The 15,983-nt window shown below is 72.5% G+C and carries 12 protein-coding genes; 4 read left to right on the top strand and 8 right to left on the bottom strand.

Annotated elements, in window-relative coordinates:
• A partial coding sequence (locus ACFRAC_RS15305; protein ID WP_382924375.1) for a cbb3-type cytochrome c oxidase subunit I occupies positions 1-308 on the bottom strand: 308 nt, incomplete at its 3' end.
• Positions 305-1,270, bottom strand: coding sequence for a cytochrome c oxidase subunit II (coxB, locus tag ACFRAC_RS15310; RefSeq protein WP_382924376.1), 966 nt, complete (start codon positions 1,268-1,270; stop codon positions 305-307). The genes coxB and ACFRAC_RS15305, both read right to left, overlap by 4 nt.
• Positions 1,271-1,534: 264 nt before the next feature.
• Between coxB and ACFRAC_RS15315 the strand changes: the two genes are divergently transcribed.
• Positions 1,535-2,920 (top strand): cysteine desulfurase/sulfurtransferase TusA family protein, encoded by a 1,386-nt coding sequence (locus tag ACFRAC_RS15315; protein ID WP_382924377.1) that lies wholly within the window; start codon positions 1,535-1,537, stop codon positions 2,918-2,920.
• 36 nt (positions 2,921-2,956) lie between these two features.
• Here the strand turns inward: ACFRAC_RS15315 and ACFRAC_RS15320 are convergent, their stop codons facing one another.
• Positions 2,957-3,931, bottom strand: coding sequence for a carbohydrate kinase family protein (locus ACFRAC_RS15320; protein WP_382924378.1), 975 nt, complete (start codon positions 3,929-3,931; stop codon positions 2,957-2,959).
• 131 nt (positions 3,932-4,062) lie between these two features.
• Between ACFRAC_RS15320 and ACFRAC_RS15325 the strand changes: the two genes are divergently transcribed.
• Together ACFRAC_RS15325 and ACFRAC_RS15330 are read left to right on the top strand one after the other, a co-directional pair.
• Positions 4,063-4,272 (top strand): hypothetical protein, encoded by a 210-nt coding sequence (locus ACFRAC_RS15325; protein WP_062667612.1) that lies wholly within the window; start codon positions 4,063-4,065, stop codon positions 4,270-4,272.
• A 180-nt stretch (positions 4,273-4,452) separates the two neighbouring features.
• Positions 4,453-6,288, top strand: coding sequence for a hypothetical protein (locus tag ACFRAC_RS15330; RefSeq protein ID WP_382924379.1), 1,836 nt, complete (start codon positions 4,453-4,455; stop codon positions 6,286-6,288).
• A gap of 83 nt (positions 6,289-6,371) precedes the next feature.
• Here the strand turns inward: ACFRAC_RS15330 and ACFRAC_RS15335 are convergent, their stop codons facing one another.
• Positions 6,372-6,728: an iron-sulfur cluster assembly accessory protein gene (locus ACFRAC_RS15335; RefSeq protein WP_030951236.1), complete on the bottom strand. Its 357-nt coding sequence runs from the start codon at positions 6,726-6,728 to the stop codon at positions 6,372-6,374.
• A gap of 337 nt (positions 6,729-7,065) precedes the next feature.
• On the opposite strand from ACFRAC_RS15335, the gene nadA reads away from it, so the two are divergent.
• Complete coding sequence (gene nadA, locus ACFRAC_RS15340) at positions 7,066-8,250, top strand: quinolinate synthase NadA (protein ID WP_382924380.1); 1,185 nt, start codon at positions 7,066-7,068, stop codon at positions 8,248-8,250.
• Between the two features lie 18 nt (positions 8,251-8,268).
• Here the strand turns inward: nadA and ACFRAC_RS15345 are convergent, their stop codons facing one another.
• The 4 genes from ACFRAC_RS15345 to ACFRAC_RS15360 form a co-directional block, all read right to left on the bottom strand.
• Positions 8,269-10,521: a PQQ-binding-like beta-propeller repeat protein gene (locus ACFRAC_RS15345; RefSeq protein ID WP_382924381.1), complete on the bottom strand. Its 2,253-nt coding sequence runs from the start codon at positions 10,519-10,521 to the stop codon at positions 8,269-8,271.
• 120 nt (positions 10,522-10,641) lie between these two features.
• Positions 10,642-13,773 (bottom strand): efflux RND transporter permease subunit, encoded by a 3,132-nt coding sequence (locus tag ACFRAC_RS15350; protein ID WP_382924382.1) that lies wholly within the window; start codon positions 13,771-13,773, stop codon positions 10,642-10,644.
• A gap of 178 nt (positions 13,774-13,951) precedes the next feature.
• Positions 13,952-14,629 (bottom strand): response regulator, encoded by a 678-nt coding sequence (locus ACFRAC_RS15355; RefSeq protein WP_382924383.1) that lies wholly within the window; start codon positions 14,627-14,629, stop codon positions 13,952-13,954.
• A gap of 84 nt (positions 14,630-14,713) precedes the next feature.
• A complete protein-coding gene (locus tag ACFRAC_RS15360; protein ID WP_382924384.1) occupies positions 14,714-15,946 on the bottom strand; it encodes a sensor histidine kinase in 1,233 nt (410 codons plus the stop codon).
• Positions 15,947-15,983 lie beyond the last annotated feature (37 nt).

The raw sequence follows: 15,983 nt of genomic DNA on the forward strand, positions 1-15,983 counted from the left end.
GCGAACAGCGGCGTCGCGAACATCAGCAGCATGATCGTGCCGTGCATCGTGAACGCCTGGTTGAACTGCTCGTTCGACATGATCTGCAGACCGGGTCGAGCCAGCTCGGCGCGCATGAGCAGCGCCATCACGCCACCGATCACGAAGAACGCGAACGACGTGACGAGGTACAGCGTGCCGATCGTCTTGTGGTCGGTGGTGGTGAGCCACTTGACCACGACGTTGCCGGGCTGTCGGCGACGGACCGGCAGTTCGTTCTCATAGGTGCCCGCCTCGGCGGCACCCAAGGGTTCGTTGACGATGCTCACAGGTTTGTCGTCTCCCGGTTCTTCTCGTGGCTCGTCTGCGCGATGCCGGCGGGAACGTAACCGGTCTGCCCCTTCTTCGCGAGGTCCTTGAGGTGCTGCTCGTACCGCTCGGGGGAGACGACCTTCACGTTGAACAGCATCCGGGAGTGGTCGACGCCGCACAGTTCGGCGCACTTGCCCAGGAAGGTGCCCTCACGGTTGGGGGTCACCTCGAAGGCGTTGGTGTGGCCCGGAATGACGTCCTGCTTCATGAGGAACGGCACCACCCAGAAGGAGTGGATGACGTCACGCGAGGTGAGCACGAAGCGGACGGTCTTGCCCTTCGGCAGCCACAGGGTCGGACCCGGGTTGCCCGTCTGCGGGTTCCGGGTGCCGGGGGTGCCGCAGTCGTAGACGCCGCCGGCGTTCGCCGGGAAGTCGTCCTTGTACCGGTCCGGGATGGCGGCCAGTTCCTTGGACGTCTTCGCGTCGCCGGTGGAGCCCTGGACGTCGGCGACCATGTTGAAGCACCAGCTCCACTGGAAGCCGACCACGTTCACCGTGACGTCGGGCTTGTCCTTGAGCTCGAGGAGCTTCGACTCGTCGCGTGCCGTGAAGTAGAACAGCACGGAGACGATGATGAGCGGGACCACGGTGTACAGCGCCTCGATGGGCATGTTGTACCGGGTCTGCGGGGGGACCTCGACCTTCGTCCGGCTGCGCCGGTGGAAGATCGCGCTCCAGATGATCAGACCCCACACCAGCACGCCGACGGCGAGCGCAGCCGCCCAGGAACCCTGCCACAGGGAGAGGATCCGCGGAGCCTCTTCCGTGGTCGGGGTGGGCATACCAAGGCGGGGGAAGTCTTCCCAGTTGTACGAGCAACCGGTGGCTGTCGCCAGGACCAGGCCCGCGGTCATTGCCTGCAGCAGCTTCCGCCGCATCGGGCGCCGCGGCGAGCGGTCGGAGCCGTTGGGACTCACGTAGCGCCTTCCCGAGAGTCTCGCCCGCGCGGTTCGGCTGCGGCCTGGCCTTCTCGCTGGTAGGTCGCCGCCCTGCGTCGGGCAGGGGTTTGGATGTTTATGCGGACCAAACCCTAGCCGACGTCTTCCGGGGGTTCGCGGGGAGGGGTGCCTAGTGGGGTGGGGGGTTCGCTGGATTGGCGGCGGCGGGTCGTCCGCGGCCGGCCGCGTGGTGCGGGCGCCCCTGGGAGGCGGCCCGCCGAACGGACGCTCTAGCGTTGCGGTGTGGGCTACTTCGACGCTGCTTCCAGCACTCCTCTCCACCCCGTCGCCCGGCAGGCCCTGCAGGCCTCCCTCGACGAGGGGTGGGCCGATCCCTCGCGGCTCCACCGGGAGGGCAGGCGGGCCCGGTTGCTGCTGGACGCCGCCCGGGAGGCGGCCGCCGACGCGGTGGGCTGCCGGCCGGACGAGCTGACGTTCACGCCGTCCGGCACGCGGGCCGTCCACACCGGTGTCGCCGGGGTGTTGGGCGGGCGGCGGCGGGCCGGACGTCACCTGATCGTGTCGGCCGTCGAGCACTCCTGTGTGCTCCATGCGGCTGACGCGCACGAAGTGGCGGGGGGTTCGGTCAGCCAGGTGGCGGTGGACCGCAACGGGGCGGTGACCGCGGGCGCCTACCGGGAGGCGCTGCGTCCGGACACCGCGCTGGCGTGCCTGCAGTCGGCCAACCACGAGGTGGGCACCGAGCAGCCGGTGGCCGAGGTGGCCGCCGTGTGCCGGGAGGCCGGGGTGCCGTTGCTGGTGGACGCGGCGCAGTCGCTCGGCTGGGGGCGGGTCGAAGGCGACTGGTCGGTGCTGACCGGCAGCGCCCACAAGTGGGGCGGCCCGCCGGGCGTCGGGCTCCTCGTCGTCCGCAAGGGGGTGCGGTTCGCCGCGCAAGGGCCCGTGGACGAGCGGGAGTCGGGGCGGTCGCCCGGCTTCGAGAACATCCCGGCGATCGTGGCGGCGGCGGCCTCGCTGCGGGCCGTGCGGGCGGAGGCGGCCCAAGAGGCCGTACGGCTGCGGGAGCTGACGGAGCGGATCCGGTCGCGGGTGCCGCGGCTGGTGCCGGACGTGGAGGTGGTCGGCGATCCGGTACGGCGGCTGCCCGGCATCGTCACCTTCTCGTGTCTCTATGTCGACGGGGAGACCTTGCTGCACGAGCTGGACCGCGCCGGGTTCTCGGTGTCGTCCGGTTCGTCCTGTACGAGCAGCACGCTGACGCCCAGCCATGTGCTGAAGGCCATGCGGGTGCTGAGCGAGGGGAACATCCGGGTGTCGCTGCCACCCGGGACGAGCGCCGAGGACGTCGAGCGGTTCCTGGAGGTGCTGCCGGGGGCGGTGGCGGGGGTCCGGGAGAAGCTGGACGCGCCGGCCGCGGGACCGGTGGCCCGGGAGGACGGGGACGACGTGCTGGTCGTGGACTCGCTGGGCAAGCGGTGCCCCATCCCCGTCATCGAGCTCGCCAAGGTCATCGGACAGGTCCCGGTGGGCGGGCTGGTCCGGGTCCTGTCCGACGACGAGGCGGCCCGGCTGGACATCCCGGCGTGGTGCGAGATGCGGGGGCAGGAGTACGTGGGCGAGGAACCGGCGGAACAGGGGACGGCCTACCTGGTCCGCCGGATCGGCTGACCGCCCGGAGGCGGCGTGCCGGCGGGCGGGCCGGGCTCAGCCCAGGTGCGCCCGCACCTCTTCGCTCGCGTCGTGCCCGTACGCCTTGGCGAACCGCTCCATGAAGTGGGCCCGGCGCAGCTGGTACTCCTGCGTGCCGACGGTCTCGATGACGAGCGTCGCCAGCATGCAGCCGACCTGGGCGGCCCGCTCCAGGGAGACACCCCAGGCCAGACCGGACAGGAAGCCGGCGCGGAAGGCGTCGCCGACGCCGGTGGGGTCGGCCTTGCGCTCCTCCTCGGGGCAGCCGACCTCGATCGGGTCCTCGCCCTGCCGCTCGATGCGCACCCCGCGCGAGCCGAGCGTCGTGACGCGGTGGCCGACCTTGGACAGGATCTCCTCGTCGCTCCAGCCGGTCTTCGACTCGATGAGGCCCTTCTCGTACTCGTTGGAGAAGAGGTAGGTCGCGCCGTCCAGCAGTATCCGGATCTCGTCGCCGTTCATCCGGGCGATCTGCTGGGAGAAGTCGGCGGCGAAGGGGATCTGCCGGGAGCGGCACTCCTCGGTGTGCCGGAGCATGCCCTCGGGGTCGTCGGCGCCGATCAGGACCAGGTCGAGGCCGCCCACACGGTCCGCGACGGTCTTCAGCTCGATCAGGCGGGCCTCGCTCATGGCGCCGGTGTAGAAGGAGCCGATCTGGTTGTGGTCGGCGTCCGTGGTGCAGACGAAGCGGGCGGTGTGCAGGGTCTCGGAGATACGGACCGAGCCGGTGTCGACGCCGTGCCGGTCCAGCCAGGCCCGGTATTCGTCGAAGTCGGGGCCGGCGGCGCCGACCAGGATCGGCTCGGTGCCCAGCTGGCCCATGCCGAAGGCGATGTTCGCGCCCACGCCGCCCCGGCGCACGTCCAGGTTGTCGACCAGGAAGGAGAGCGAGACCGTGTGCAGCTGGTCCGCGACGAACTGGTCGGCGAAGCGACCCGGGAAGGTCATGAGGTGGTCGGTGGCGATGGAGCCGGTGACTGCGATGCGCACGGCGGGGAGTCTCCTGGGGGGAGGTTGGGTTGACAGTCCACGCTACCTTCCGTGACCGGCTCTCTGAAGTGGCCGAAACTACCCGATAGTAGATCTTTCTTCTCGGGCCCCGGGGTGCTTACGGTGCCGCTATGACGAAATTCGAGGTCCGCGCCCCCGCCCCGGCCGACCAGGAGGCCGGCCTGGCATCCCTGCTCGGCGACTGCGCGCGGATGGCACCTCACTGGGCCGTCCCCGACCGGGTGCTTTCCCGTCCGGTCTCCCCCGCACGCATCCACGGGGTCTCGGTGCCGCCGAGGTCGGCGCGCCTGCTGGACGCGATGTCCGACTACGGCGACTGACCGACCGACCGTCCGGCGCTCCGCGCCCGGACCGGCGCCCATCGGGGAACCGTGCGCTCCCCCGCTGCGTCCCATCGGCGTCCCCCGTAGAGGGGATGCGGGATACGACCCGACGGACCCGCCTTTGACAGGGCCGGGTCAGGGTCCTTGGGACATGTGCGCAGCCGAAGGAGCGATGCGGTGAACACCGAGCGACCCGAGAACGACGACACGGGCGCCGAGGGCTCCGCCGAGGAGCAGGGTGCCTCCGGCGGTGAGCGGGAGGACGCGGGTACGCCCGGCACCGGCGGCCCGGCCGGGGGCGAGGGCCCGGACACCGTGGGCGCCGACGCCGAAGCCGAGGTGACGGACGGCGAGGACGCCGGCGGTGAGGGTCGGGCGCCGGAGGCCGTAGGTGCTGATGCCGGTGCCGGGGCACCGGATGCCGAGGGCGCTCCTGCCGAGGTTGCGGACGCCGAAGGTGAACACGGCCGAGTCACCGAGGCGCATGGCGACCCCGTGGCCGCCGTCGGGGCCGGGACGCGGTCGGAACCGGACGGGGACGGCGGCGTCGGGTCCGGGCGGCGGCGGTCGCCCGCGGTCATCGCCTCCGTCGCCGCGGCCGTCCTGCTCGTCGGTGGGGGCGGCGCCTATCTCGCCGCGAACGCCTCGGGCGGGTCGGACGGCTCCGCGGCGACCGGGGCGCCCGGCGGCTCCACTCCCCCACCGCTGCACCTGGACGGCGCCACCGAGGGCGGCGCTTCGAACGGCATCGCGCCCGGGGAGCCCAACCCGTACGGCGTGCGCTACCGGGCGGGCGGCGAGCTCCCGGACGGGCCGGGGTCGGCGCCGGTGTACCGGGCCACGGGGCAGGTCGGCGCGGACGACGTGGCGCGGCTGGCCGAGGCGCTCGGCGTGGACGGCGCCCCCGTGTCCCGCGGGCAGGCCTGGCACATCGGCGTGAAGGACGGCACGGGGCCCACGCTCCAGGTGGACAAGCAGGGGCCGGGCGCCTGGACGTTCCAGCGGTTCTCCGCCGGCACCGACGACTGCCGCGGCGTCGCCGGGTGCACGAAGACGCCGTCGGCGCGGGCCGGTGACCCGCCGGCCGAGGACGCCGCGAAGAAGGCGGCGGCACCCGTGCTGAAGGCGGTGGGGCAGGACGAGGCGAAGCTGGACGCCGGGCAGGTCATGGGCGCTCAGCGGGTGGTGCACGCCGAGCCGGTGGTGGACGGGCTGCCCACCTACGGCTGGACCACCGGGGTGACCGTGGACGCCCAGGGCGAGGTGGTCGGCGGCAGCGGTCTGCTCGCGGCACCGGTGAAGAGCGACACCTACCCGGTGCTGAGCGCGGAGAAGACGCTCGGCCTGATGAACAAGGCCCCCGGCGGCGGCGACGGCCGCGTGGGCATCGGGGGCTGCGCCGACCCCGTACCGCTCAAGGACCGGCCACAGGAGCCCTGCGGTGCGGCGGCGGACTCGTCGGCGAAGGACACGGTCACGGTGGAGAAGGCGGTGTTCGGCCTGGCCGCGCACGCGGTGGACGGCCGGCAGGCGCTGGTGCCGTCCTGGCTGTTCCAGGTGCGGGCGCAGGACGCGCGGGACGGCTTCACGGTGACGTATCCGGCGGTCGACCCGGAGTATCTGGCCACGCCGTCGGAGGAGCCGACGGGCGGGCCGAGCCCGCGTCCGTCCGGCCCGAAGGACGACCCGTCCGCGTCGCCGGTCACCCGGAACGTGACGGTGGAGGGCTACAAGGCCGACGGCAAGGAGCTCACCGTGGCCTTCACGGGCGGGGTGTGCGCCGACTACGACGTGACGGCGAGCGAGGGCGGCGACACCGTGACGGTCCGGGTGACGGAGACGACCCGGCCGGAGAAGGTCTGCATCCTCATCGCCAAGGTGTTCCACCGGACCGTGCGGCTGGACGAGCCGCTCGGCGACCGGAGGGTCGTGGGCACGGACGGACAGGGCGTGCCGCTGGAGAAGCCCGGCGCGCGGCTGCCCGCGACACCGCAGACGTCCGGGGCCCGGTAAGGGGCCCCGGACACAGGAAGGCGGCGGCCCCGTCGGAGGGGGTCGCCGCCTTTCCACGGGCCGGCCGGGCTCGGCCGGTCCGGCTAGCTGAACGAGTCGCCGCAGGCGCAGGAGCCCGTCGCGTTGGGGTTGTCGATCGTGAAGCCCTGCTTCTCGATGGTGTCGACGAAGTCGATGGACGCGCCGCCCAGGTACGGGGCGCTCATACGGTCGGTGACGACCTTGACCCCGCCGAAGTCCTTCACGACGTCGCCGTCGAGCGAGCGCTCGTCGAAGAAGAGCTGGTAGCGCAGGCCCGAGCAGCCACCCGGCTGAACGGCGACACGCAGAGCCAGGTCGTCACGGCCTTCCTGGTCCAGCAGGGCCTTGACCTTGGCCGCGGCGGCGTCGCTCAGAATGATGCCGTCGGTGGCGGTGCTGGTCTCGTCCGATACGGACATCTACATCTCTCCCGGGTTGTACGGAGACTGCTTGCCGACGAGTGCAACCGGCAAGGCCGCGGATTCATTCCGGGCCGAGCGTGCTTTTTCCGCTTCTCATGCTCGTCCTCTTCATGCTCGCACATGCCCGGCAGCGCGGACAGCGCCCTGTTGACGGGCCGCGAGCAAGCCGCTCCGGGATTCCCGTCACATCGACACGACCGCCATCGTCAAACTGACGTGAACCGGTTATGATGGATAACGTCAATCCGACGAGAAGTCGGAGAAGGTGTCCCGCTTGACCCGCCGGACCGGATTTCCGGCGCCGGCGAGCCGCAGAACAGAAAGGGTGCGTGTCGTGACCACCGCCCAGACCCAGGAGCTCGACGTACAGCCGACGCCCCTCGCCCTGCTGCTCCTCGGCCGCGAGGCCGACCCGAGGAGCGAGCGCGGCGTCGAGTGTCCCGGTGACCTGCCCTCGCCCTCCGACCCGGACCTGGTCGAGCGGGCCCGCGCGGCCAAGGAGAAGCTCGGCGACAAGGTCTTCGTGCTCGGCCACCACTACCAGCGCGACGAGGTCATCCAGTTCGCGGACGTGACCGGTGACTCCTTCAAGCTGGCCAAGGACGCCGCCGCGCGCCCGGAGGCCGAGTACATCGTGTTCTGCGGTGTGCACTTCATGGCGGAGTCCGCGGACATCCTGACCTCCGACGACCAGAAGGTCGTCCTGCCCGACCTGGCCGCCGGCTGCTCGATGGCCGACATGGCGACGGCCGAGCAGGTCGCCGAGTGCTGGGACGTGCTGACCGAGGCCGGCATAGCCGAGAAGGTCGTTCCCGTCTCGTACATGAACTCCTCGGCGGACATCAAGGCGTTCACGGGCAAGCACGGCGGCACGATCTGCACGTCGTCCAACGCCAAGCGCGCCCTGGACTGGGCCTTCGAGCAGGGCGAGAAGGTCCTCTTCCTGCCCGACCAGCACCTCGGCCGCAACACCGCGGTGCGGGACATGGGCATGTCCCTGGAGGACTGCGTCGTCTACAACCCGCACAAGGCCAACGGCGGACTGACGGCCGACGAGCTGCGCGCGGCGAAGATGATCCTGTGGCGCGGCCACTGCTCGGTGCACGGCCGCTTCAGCCTGGACTCCGTCAACGACGTGCGCGAGCGCATCCCGGGCGTGAACGTCCTGGTCCACCCCGAGTGCAAGCACGAGGTCGTGGCGGCCGCCGACTACGTCGGGTCGACCGAGTACATCATCAAGGCCCTGGAGGCCGCCCCGGCCGGCTCCAAGTGGGCCATCGGCACGGAGCTGAACCTGGTGCGCCGCCTGGCGAACCGTTTCGCGCCCGAGGGCAAGGAGATCGTCTTCCTCGACAAGACGGTCTGCTTCTGCTCGACCATGAACCGCATCGACCTGCCCCACCTGGTGTGGACGCTGGAGTCGCTGGCCGAGGGCACCCTGGTCAACCGGATCGAGGTCGACAAGGAGACCGAGGCGTTCGCGAAGCTGGCGCTGGAGCGGATGCTGGCCCTGCCGTAACCGGCGGCCGCCCCGCGCTCACCCCGACACGGGCTTCCGGTCGGGGTGGGCGGGGTCCAGCGTGAACAGACCGCCCTCGGACGTGCTGACGACCAGGGCACCGTCGTGCAGCAGCACCTGTGACGAGTCCTGGCCCAGGTTCTCCGCCCGCTCGGCACGCGGCATGGTCTCCCACAGCAGGGTGCCCTTCGTGGCGTCGAGGGCGGCGACCCGGCCGCTGGCGGTGGAGAGGTAGACCGTGCGGGCGCGCGGGTCGTGGACGGCACCGGAGGGCTGCTCCAGGCTGGTCGGGGTGGTCCACAGCCGCTCGCCCGTCCGCGCCGACACGGCGGTCAGCCGGCCCGACGACGAGGTCGACCACAGGACGCCGTCCGCCAGCGTCACATCCCCTTCGAGTTCCCGCGCGAGCTTCGTGACGGTGCTCCTGCCCGTGTCCGGGTCGACCCGCCGGATCCCGACGAACGTGTCGCGCCCCTCCTCGGACCGGTCGAGGAGGAGGACCCGCCCGTCGTCCGTCCCGAGGAGCACGGAGTCGTACGGCACCCGGGCGGTGCGCGCCGTGCCGTCGGCCGGGTCCAGGCCGAGGAGCAGCCGATTCTTCGCGGCCCACGCGGCCGGCCCGCACACCAGGGGGAGGCCGCGCTCGGCAGGTACCCAGTCGCAGTACTGCCCTTCCGGCAGGGCGGCCCTCCAGCGCGCGGCCCCGGTGCGTGCCGACCGGGCGACCAGCGACCGGCCGCCGTCGTCGTCCGGGACGAGCACGAGGCCGCCCGACAGGTGCGGGCGGGCCTGACCGGCGTTCAGCGCGCGGTGCCAGAGCCGCTTCCCGGTCTGCGCGTCGAGGGCGCTGACCGAGAACCGGACGTCTCCGTCCCTGCCGGGGCGGTACTGCTGCTCGACCACCACCGTGCCGTCCACGGCCCCGAGGATCGTGAAGCCGAACGAGCCCTTATCCGCGACGGACGGCACCCCGTCGGCACGCCAGACGACCTTTCCGGTGAGCGCGTCGACCCGCAGGGGCAGCGTCCCGTCGCCCGCGCAGAAGACGGCTCCCTCGTGCGCCGCGCACCGGGGGGCCGAGTTGATTCCCACGCCGTACACATCGGGGGCCCGCTTCACCCCGCTCGCGGCCGTCGCCTCGACGGTCGTCTGCCAGGGACGCCACCCGGCCGGCGGGGCGGCCCATCGGGAGGGCGCGGCCACGGCGGGGTCCGGGTCCTTCCCGTCGCCGTCGTCCAGGGCCCCGGAGCCGGCGAGGACATAGGCCGTCAGCCCGAGCGCGAGGGCGCCGGCGGTCCCGGCCACGGCCCACCGCCTGCGGGCACGGCCCCGGCGGCGCGCGGGCGGCTCGGCACCGGACGCGGCGTCGGAGTCGGAGTCGGGGGGCCCGGCGGGACGGGTGCTGACCAGGGCCAGCTCGTCGGCCCGCAGCCGGACCGTGCCGCCGTCCTCGTCGCCGGTCTCGGGCAGGGCGGTGACGAACTCGGCGGCCAGGGAACCCGGTTCGGGCCGCTCCTGGGGGTCCTTGGCCAGGCAGCGCTCCAGGATCGGGCGCAGGGGGTCCGCCACGCCGTCCAGGACCGGGGCGTCATGGACCACCCGGTACGCCGTGAGGTAGGGGCTGTCCGCGTCGAAGGGGCCGCACCCGGTGGCGGCGAAGACGAGCAGGGCGCCCAGCGAGAAGACGTCGGAGGCCGGGCCCACCGAACGGGCGTCGGTCAGCTGCTCCGGGGACATGAACGGCGGGGTGCCGATCATCTGGCCGGTCTCGGTGAGGGTGTTGTGGTTCTCGACCGCGCGCGAGATGCCGAAGTCGATCACCCGGGGGCCGTCGTCGGCCATCAGCACGTTGGCGGGCTTGAGGTCGCGGTGGACGACGCCGGCGCGGTGGATCTCCCGCAGCGCCTCCACCAGGCCGAGCGCCAGCCGCCGCAGCTCGGTGCGGGGCAGCGGGCCGTCGTCGCGGATGCGGGCGGCGAGCGAGGGGCCGGGCACGTACTGCGTCGCCATCCAGGGGCGTTCGGCGTCCGGGTCGGCGTCCACGACGGGGGCGGTGAAGACACCGCTCACCTTGCGGACGGCGGCGATCTCCTGGCGGAAGCGGGTCCGGAAGACGGGGTCCTCGGCGTACTGGGCGTGCACCACCTTCACGGCGACCTCCCGGCCGGACCGCGCTCTGCCCCGGTAGACGGCGCCCATGCCTCCGGCGCCGAGCCGGTCCAGCAGCCGGTAGCCACCGACCGACTTCGGGTCGTCCTTGCGCAGCGGCACGCCCGAGCCCCTCCCCCGTGAGCCAGTTCGAGGCCCCAGCATATGTAACGGCGCAACGGCGACGGCCGGTTCCCGAACCGAATGTTCCGGTTCGGGACCCGGCCGTCGTGGGTCACGCGGTCAGACGGACGCGGGCTGCGTCTCGTCCGCGGAGGCGTCCGGCGCCGGCTCGGGCGGGCCCGCCTTCCTGGCCCGCTTCGCCGCGCGCTTCTTCGCCCGCCGCTCCTTGCGCAGTTCGAGCATCGCGTAGAGCGTCGGGACGAGGAGCAGGGTCAGCAGGGTGGAGGTGATCAGACCGCCGATCACGACCACGGCCAGCGGCTGGGCGATGAAGCCGCCCTCGCCGGTGACGCCCAGCGCCATCGGGAGCAGGGCGAAGATCGTCGCCAGCGCCGTCATGAGGATCGGGCGCAGCCGGTGCCGGCCACCCTCGATCACGGCCTCGACGACGCCGTACCCCTGGGCGCGGTACTGGTTGATGAGGTCGATCAGCACGATCGCGTTGGTCACCACGATGCCGATCAGCATCAGCATGCCGATCATCGCGGGGACGCCCATCGGGGTGCCGGTCGCCACCAGCAGGCCGATCGCGCCGGTCGCCGCGAACGGGACGGAGACGAGCAGGATCAGCGGCTGGGCGAGCGAGCGGAAGGTGGCGACCAGCAGCATGAAGACGATCGCGATCGCCGCCAGCATCGCCAGGCCCAGGTTGGCGAACGCCTCGTCCTGGTCCTGGGAGACACCGCCGATGTCGGCCGTCGCGCCCGCCGGGAGCTTCAGTCCGTCGATCTTCGACTGGAGGTCCGCGCTGACCGCGCCGGTGTTGTCGCCGGTCGGCTTGGCCGTGATCGTGGCGGCGCGCTGCCCGTCGATCCGGGTCATCGACACCGGGCCGTCCACGAGCTTCACGTCCGCGATGTCACCCAGCCTCGCCGGGCCGAGGCGCAGCTCCCGCAGCTCCTTCACGGTGGTCGCCGGCTCGGCCGACCTGATGACGACGTCCCGCTCGGTGTCGTCGAGGGTCGCCTGCGCAGCGGTGGTGCCGCGGACGGCCTGGGCGACGGCCATGCCGAGGGTCTGGTCGTCGAAGCCGGCGGCGGCCGCCTTCGCGCCGGCCCGCACCGAGACGCGCGGCACGCTCTGCGACAGGTCGCTGGTGACGTCGGTGACGTCGTCCAGGCCGGCCACGGCCTGGCGGACCTGCTCGGACGCGGTGCGCAGCACGCCGGCGTCGGCCGCCTTGACGACGACGCTCAGGTCCTGGGCGCCGAAGCCGTCACCGGCGGAGATGGTGGTCGTACCGATGCCGTCGAGCTTCTTCAGACCGGACTCGATCCGGTCCTGCACGTCGTCGTAGGACGCCGAGTCCTCCAGCATCACCTGGTACGACGCCTGGTTCGTGTCGGTGCCGCCGCCGAAGGCGGCCATGAAGCCGGACGAGCCGATGGTGACCTGGTAGTTCTTGACGCCCTCGGTGTCGGCGAGCAGCCGCTCGACCTTCTCGGCCTGCGCGTCGGTCGCCGCGAGGCTGGTGCCCGGCGCGAGCTCCTGCTTGACGGTGAGGACCTCCTGCTCGCCCTGGTCGAAGAAGTTCGTCTTCAGCAGCGGTGCCATGCCGAACGTGCCGAACAGGACGGCGACGGCGATCAGCACACTGGTCAGCCGGCGGCGGGTCGCGAACCGGAGGACGGGCACGTAGATCCGCTGCAGACGGCTGCGGGCCTCCTTCTCCTCGGCCGCGCGGCGCGCCTCGTCGGCGTCCTCGGGGATGCCCTTCGGGGCGCGCAGGAACCAGTACGACAGCACCGGCACGACCGTGAGGGACACCAGCAGCGACGCCAGCAGGGCCGCCGTCACCGTCAGGCTGAACGAGCCGAACAGCTCGCCCACCATGCCGCCGACCAGTCCGATCGGCAGGAAGACGGCCACCGTGGTGAGCGTCGAGGAGGTCACCGCGCCGGCGACCTCGCGGACCGCCTTGAGGATGGCGTCCTGGCGCTCCTCGCCGTAGCCGAGGTGCCGCTTGATGTTCTCCAGGACCACGATGGAGTCGTCGACGACCCGGCCGATCGCGATGGTCAGCGCGCCCAGCGTCAGCATGTTGAGGGAGAGGTCCCGCGTCCACAGCACGATCAGGGCGAGGACGACCGACAGCGGGATGGACACCGCGGTCACCAGCGTCGAGCGGATCGACGCGAGGAAGACCAGGATGACCAGGACCGCGAAGAGCAGGCCGAGCGCTCCCTCGGTGGTCAGCCCGTCGATGGACTTCGCCACCGCGGGACCCTGGTCGCTGACCACGGTGACCGTGGCGTCCGAGCCGAGGTCCGCGCGCAGCTTGGGCAGCTTGTCCTCGACGGCGTCGGAGATGGCGACGGCGCTGCCGTCCCGGTCCATGGTGACGGCGACGGCCAGGGAGGGCTTGCCGTCGGTGCGGGTGAGGGAGTCGGCCGGGGCCTGCTCCTGCTCGACGGTGGCCACGTCGCCGAGGCGTACGGGCTTGCCCTTGCCCGCGCCCCTGACCCGCAGGTCCTTGATCTGGTCGAGCGAGGTGAGGCCGCCGCCGACCTGGACGGTGCGGTTGGCGCCGCCCTCGTCGAAGGAGCCGGCGGGCAGGGTGGCGCCGCCGGCCTGGAGGGCCTTGGCGAGGTCCGCCGAGGTCAGACCGGCCTTGGCCAGCTTGCCGTCGTCCGGCGTGACGGTGACCTGGAGGTCGCGCACACCGTCGACGGTGACCTGTCCGACGCCGTCGATCCCCTTGAGGCCGGGCACGAGCGTCCGGTCGAGCCGGTCGGCCAGGGCCTGCTGGTCCTTGCCGGAGGTGACGGCGAGGACGACGGTCGGGATGTCGTCCGTGGAGCCCGCGACGACCTGCGGGTCGACCGCGTCGGGCAGCTGGACGCGGGCCCGGTTGACGGCCTGCTGGACGTCGGCGACGAGCTGCTGGGTGTCGGGGCCGTAGTCGAAGGACGCCATGATCACGGCGTTGCCCTCGGCGGCGGTGGAGGTGACGCCGGTGATGCCGTCGACGGCTTCGAGGCTGTCCTCGATCGGCTCGACGACCTGCTTCTCGACCACGTCCGGCGACGCGCCCTGGTAGGGGGCGATCACGGACACCATGGGCAGTTCGATGGAGGGCAGCAGCTGCTGCTTGAGCTGGGGTATCGCGATCGCGCCGAAGACCAGCGCGATGATCGAGATCAGGCCGATCAGCGCACGTTGCGCGAGGCTGAATCGGGACAGCCAGGACATGGGTGGAAGGTCTCTCTCCTGTGGGCGGCGGGCAGGGGCGCGCGGTCGAGCCGCGGTGGTGCGGCGCACAGGTGGGCGCCCGCCCCTACACCCTGGGCCATCGCGGAAGCCCGTTCCCTAGCCCCCAGGTCCATTTCTCACCGGGCGTCTACTCCGGGCGCAGTACGCGGGGTGGAGCTCACTCCACCCTTGGACGTACCAGCCCGGACTCGTACGCGATGACGACGAGCTGGGCCCGGTCGCGGGCGCCCAGCTTGGACATGGCCCGATTGACGTGGGTCTTCACGGTGAGCGGGCTGACCTCCAGCCGCTCGGCGATCTCGTCGTTGGAGTGCCCGCCGGCGACCTGGACCAGCACCTCGCGCTCGCGGACGGTCAGGGTGCCGAGCCGCTCGCCGCGGGCGGGGTCGAGGTCGGCGCCGTCGCCGTGGGCGAGGAAGCGGGCGATGAGGCCCTTGGTGGCGGCCGGGGACAGCAGGGCCTCGCCGCCCGCCGCGACCCGGATCGCGGCGAGGAGTTCCTCGGGTTCGGAGCCCTTGCCGAGGAAGCCGGAGGCGCCGGCCCGCAGCGACTGCACGACGTAGTCGTCGACCTCGAAGGTGGTCAGTATGACGACGCGGACGTGGGCGAGGGCCGGGTCGGCACTGATCGTGCGGGTGGCGGCGAGGCCGTCGGTGCCGGGCATCCGGATGTCCATGAGGACGACGTCGGCCCGCTCCTGCTTCGCCAGCCGCACCGCCTCCTCACCGTCGGACGCCTCGCCGACGACCTCCATGTCCGGTTCGGAGTCGACGAGCACGCGGAAGGCGCTGCGCAGCAGGGCCTGGTCGTCGGCGAGCAGGACACGGATCGGCATACGGCTTCCTTGGCGGGGCGCTGGAGGGGCGGAGCTGGTGCCACGACAACTGCCGGGAGGTCCCGGCGAGTTCCCGCCGGGCCGTCACACCGCGTCCTCCGTGGCCCGGGCGCCGGTCCCGACGGGGAGGATCGCGTGGACGCGGAACCCGCCGCCGTAGCGGGGCCCGGTGGTGAGGGTGCCGCGCAGGGCCGAGACGCGCTCGCGCATCCCGAGCAGGCCGTGACCGCCGCCCGCGGTGCCGCCGTCCTGTCCGGAGCCGTCGTCGAGGACGGTGACCTCGACGTTCGGGCCGACGCGGACGACGCTGATCTCGGCCCTGGCGCCCGGTCCGGCGTGCTTCTGCACGTTGGTCAGGGCCTCCTGGATGACACGGTAGGCGGCGAGGTCGACGGCGGCGGGAAGGGTCGTGTCCTGGTCGGCGCGGGCGACATCCACCCGGAGTCCCGCGCTGCGGAAGGTTCCGGCGAGTTCGTCGAGACGGTCCAGGCCGGGCGCCGGTTCGGTGGGGGCCTCGGGGTCGCCGGACTGCCGCAGCAGGCCGACGGTGGCCCGCAGTTCGTCGAGGGCGGAGCGGCTGGCCTCCCGCACGTGGGCGAGGGCCTCCTTGGCCTGGTCGGGCCGCTTGTCCATGACGTGGGCGGCGACGCCGGCCTGCACATTGACCAGGGCGATGTGGTGGGCGACGACGTCGTGCAGGTCGCGGGCGATGCGCAGGCGCTCCTCGGCGACCCGGCGGCGGGCCTCCTCCTCGCGGGTGCGCTCGGCCCGCTCGGCGCGCTCGCGGATGGCGGTGACCACCGCGCGGCGGCTGCGCACCGCGTCTCCGGCGGTGGCGCCGATGCCGGTCCAGGCGAAGATGGCCAGGTTCTCCTGGGAGTACCAGGGCAGCGGTCCGGCGAGCATCGCGGAGCCCGTCAGGACGGTGACGGTGAGCAGGCCGATCCGCCAGGTCGTGGAGCGGTCGGTGGTGGAGGCGACGGTGTAGAGCGCGACGACCGCGGCCATGGCGACGGGGGCACGGGGGTCGCCGGCGGCGAACTCCACGAGGGAGAGCGTGCCGGTCACGGCGAGGACCGTGATGGGGGCGCGGCGGCGCGGCACCAGGGCCGCGGCGCCGAGCGTCATCAGCAGCAGGCTGAGGGCGTCCGGGGTGCGCAGCCCCCAGGTGACGCCGTCCTCGCCGTGCGGGTCGACGAACGAGCCGGCCACCATGCAGGTCAGGACGGCGACGGCCAGCGCCGCGTCCAGGGCCAGGGGGTGCGCCGTGAGGTGCCGGCGGACGCGCGCCCCTGCGGAGCTCGAAACGGGGGCCAACTCGGTTTTCCTTGGGTGAACGTGCCCGGTGTCCGGT

Source organism: Streptomyces sp. NPDC056628, from assembly GCF_042792555.1.
In the GTDB taxonomy this organism is placed as follows: domain Bacteria; phylum Actinomycetota; class Actinomycetes; order Streptomycetales; family Streptomycetaceae; genus Streptomyces.

Excerpts from the sequence above, each read along its gene's own strand:
- ACFRAC_RS15325 (WP_062667612.1), top strand. The coding sequence starts at position 4,063 with ATGACGAAATTCGAGGTCCGCGCCCCCGCCCCGGCCGACCAGGAGGCC.
- ACFRAC_RS15335 (WP_030951236.1), bottom strand. The coding sequence starts at position 6,728 with ATGTCCGTATCGGACGAGACCAGCACCGCCACCGACGGCATCATTCTG.
- ACFRAC_RS15350 (WP_382924382.1), bottom strand. The coding sequence starts at position 13,773 with ATGTCCTGGCTGTCCCGATTCAGCCTCGCGCAACGTGCGCTGATCGGC.
- ACFRAC_RS15355 (WP_382924383.1), bottom strand. The coding sequence starts at position 14,629 with ATGCCGATCCGTGTCCTGCTCGCCGACGACCAGGCCCTGCTGCGCAGC.